At 65.4% G+C, this 3012-nt stretch carries 4 protein-coding genes; 3 read left to right on the forward strand and 1 reads right to left on the reverse strand.

Annotation, left to right across the window (positions count from 1 at the left end):
* Together WCE35_RS20035 and WCE35_RS20040 are read left to right on the forward strand one after the other, a co-directional pair.
* On the forward strand, positions 1-541 hold a 541-nt coding region (locus tag WCE35_RS20035), incomplete at its 5' end, for a GyrI-like domain-containing protein (protein WP_424595055.1).
* A 5-nt stretch (positions 542-546) separates the two neighbouring features.
* Positions 547-1242 (forward strand): SIMPL domain-containing protein, encoded by a 696-nt coding sequence (locus tag WCE35_RS20040; protein ID WP_424595056.1) that lies wholly within the window; start codon positions 547-549, stop codon positions 1240-1242.
* Between the two features lie 159 nt (positions 1243-1401).
* Here WCE35_RS20040 and WCE35_RS20045 read toward each other — a convergent pair whose 3' ends face one another.
* The gene (locus WCE35_RS20045) at positions 1402-2466 is read right to left on the reverse strand and encodes an MBL fold metallo-hydrolase (RefSeq protein WP_424595057.1); all 1065 of its coding nucleotides are present in this window, start codon (positions 2464-2466) and stop codon (positions 1402-1404) included.
* Positions 2467-2705: 239 nt separating this feature from the next.
* On the opposite strand from WCE35_RS20045, the gene WCE35_RS20050 reads away from it, so the two are divergent.
* Positions 2706-3012 (forward strand): signal recognition particle receptor subunit alpha (locus WCE35_RS20050; RefSeq protein WP_424595058.1); only part of this gene is annotated, 307 nt, incomplete at its 3' end.

Here is a 3012-nt window from a genome sequence, read left to right on the forward strand (position 1 = left end):
AGCGAGCCCGTCTACCTCGACTCCGCCAGCCGCCGCGCAGACCCCGGCCGCGCCGCCACCCGCCGCGACGGCTCAGACCGTCGATCCCTTTGGCGAGCAGTTCACACTGGAGCCGAAAAAGGTGGTAATGATGAAGGGCACCGCCAACTGGGACGGGGCGTTCGATACCCTGATCGATTCGTTCAAGGCGCTGACCGCCATGCTCGACAAGCAGGGTATCAAGGCGTCCGGCAATTCGATGATCGTCTACACCTCGACCGACGATAACGGCTTCACCTTCCTGGCCGAAATTCCGGTCGATCAGGACGTCAAGAACCTGACCAAGGCGATGAGCATGGGCAACTCGCCCGATGGCAAGGCGCTCAGATTCGTTCATCGCGGCTCCTACGACAACATGGACAACACCTATGAGGCGATCACCAATCACCTCGACGAAAAGAAGCTGGAGGCCAGAGATACCTTCATCGAGGAGTACGTCACCGATCCCCTGAAGACCTCGGAGGACAAACTGGTGATCAACGTCTATGTGCCGCTGAAGTGAGACGCATGAACAATTCGATCGCGATCGTCATCGTTGCGGCCACGCTGGCGGCCGCGCCCGCGCTGGCGCAGGTGCTCCCGCCGGCGATTTCCGTGACCGGCGAAGCCACCATGTCTGCCGCGCCCGACCAGGCGCAGATCGATGGCGGCGTCACTTCCGAGGCGAAAACCGCGCGCGAAGCGTCGGAGGCCAACAACGCCGTGATGGGCAAGGTGTTGCTCGCGCTGAAGGGCGCCGGGATCGAGGAGAAAGACCTTCAGACCTCGCGGCTGTCGCTGCAGCCGCAAAACGCGCCGAACCACACCGGGCCGCCGACGATCGTCGCTTACCGGGCCAGCAACCGGGTGATGATCCGCCTGCGCGACGTCGCCAAGGTCGCGAGCGTGATCGACGTGCTGGTCGGCGCCGGCGTCAACGATATCGGCGGCATCAATTTTGTGGTGTCGCAGGCCTCGAAGCTTCTGGACGACGCCCGCGAAAAGGCCATCGCCGACGCCCGCCGCAAGGCCGAGATCTATGCCAAAGTCGCCGGCGTGACACTGGGCCAGCCACTCGGCATTTCCGAAGAAGGTTCGCCCGCGCCGGTGTTCCGCGGCAACATGGCTGTGGGCGGCAGGGCCGCGGCAACGCCGGTGGCGCAAGGCGAAGAGACGCTGTCGGTTTCGGTGAATGTCTTGTGGGCGATCAAGCCAAAGCCATAGTGACCTAACCTCGTGTCCCGGACGCGGTGCAGCGTCCTTCACGCTGCTCCGCAGCGCCGGGATCCATTCTTTCTTTTCCCGCAAGCGGCGTGGGCGCCGGATCAGCAGCGCACCGCAAGCGCGCTGCGCTGCATCCGGGGCACGCGGGCGGGGCGATGATTAAATCTCCACCACCTGCCCCGGCATCAATACGGCGAACCGTTCGCGCGGCACCTTCGCCTCGTCCAGCGCCTCGCCGAGCGCGATCACCGGCGCGTCGATCGCCTCGTCCGTGAGCTGGAACGTGCCGTGATGATGCGCCAGCGCGCGCTCGGCGCCGCAATCGGCCAGCGCCTTGACGGCGTCGGCGGGATTCATGTGCTGGTCGCGCATGAACCAGCGCGGCTCATAGGCGCCGATCGGCAGGATCGCCAGCTGCAGCGGACCGTGCGCTTGCGCCACGCGGCGAAAATGCCTGCCCTCGCCATAGCCGGAATCGCAGACGATGTAGAGCTTGCCGGCCGGCGTCTCCAGCACAAAACTCGCCCACAGCGCCTTGTTGCGGTCGAACAGGCCGCGCGCCGACCAGTGCCGCGTCGGCACCAGCGTCACGGCAATGCCGCCTCCGAGGTCGATCCGGTCGTGCCAGTCGAACGCTTCGGCTTTGATCGCGCGGTCTGCGTCGCGCATGGTGACGTCGTTGCCGAGCGGGGTGATCACGCGCGGCGAAAATTTTGCCGCGAGATTCGACAGCGTCGCGAGGTCGAGATGGTCGTAATGGCCGTGCGAGACCAGCACGACGTCGATCCTAGGCAGCGCCTCGAAGGCGATACCGGGATCGTTACGTCGTTTGGGCCCGGCCCAGCTCACTGGCGACGCCCGCATCGACCACACCGGATCGACCAGGATGTTAAGCCCCGCGGTCTGGATCAGCCAGGTCACGTGGCCGACGAACGACAGCCGCACCTTGCCGCCGTCGATCCGGGCCGGTGGCGTGTCCGCATGCGGGCTCGGCGCCGATTCCGGCCAGCTCGCGCGCTGCCGGCCGCTGCCGAATTGCCAGCTAAATACCTGAGCCAGCGATTTCGGCGGCACGCCGTCGGGATCGAAGAAACGCAGGCCGTCGAAATGATCGGAAACCGGGCCGTCATAGGTTTTCATGCGGTTGATCCAGGCGGACGGCAGGCCGATTGCCGCGGTGAGACCGGCGAGCAGGCCGAGGGCGCGGCGGCGGGTGATTTTCATGGCCCGATTGGCCCCAAAACACGGATTTCGGCAAGGGCATTTACCCGCAAGCCGAGGCCCAAAAATGCCGCCTTTCGTCAAGTTTTCTTGACTTTCAGACCCCGCGGGGGTTTAACCCCGGCACTTCTCGAAAAGACGTTCTTTTCGACCCGCCGCCCGGCCCTGGAGGCCGGAGGCCAACGCCCGACAGCGCGATGCGCCCTCGGGCGCAAAAGCGTTTGGAACATAGGACAACGGCATTGTTCGACAATCTGTCGGAAAAGCTTGGCGGCATCCTCGATCGGCTGACCGGGCGCGGTTCGCTCAGCGAAGCCGACGTCGATGCCGCGATGCGCGAGGTGCGCCGCGCGTTGCTGGAGGCCGACGTCTCGCTCGACGTGGTCCGCAGCTTCACCGACCGGGTCCGCGAGCAGGCGGTCGGCGCCACCGTCGTCAAGTCGGTCACACCCGGCCAGATGGTGGTCAAGATCGTCCATGACGAGCTGATCGCCACGCTCGGTTCGGACGGCCAGAGCATCGACCTCAACGCGGTGCCGCCGGTCGCGA

This window comes from Bradyrhizobium sp. (assembly GCF_049691595.1).
Taxonomy (GTDB): Bacteria; Pseudomonadota; Alphaproteobacteria; order Rhizobiales; family Xanthobacteraceae; genus Bradyrhizobium.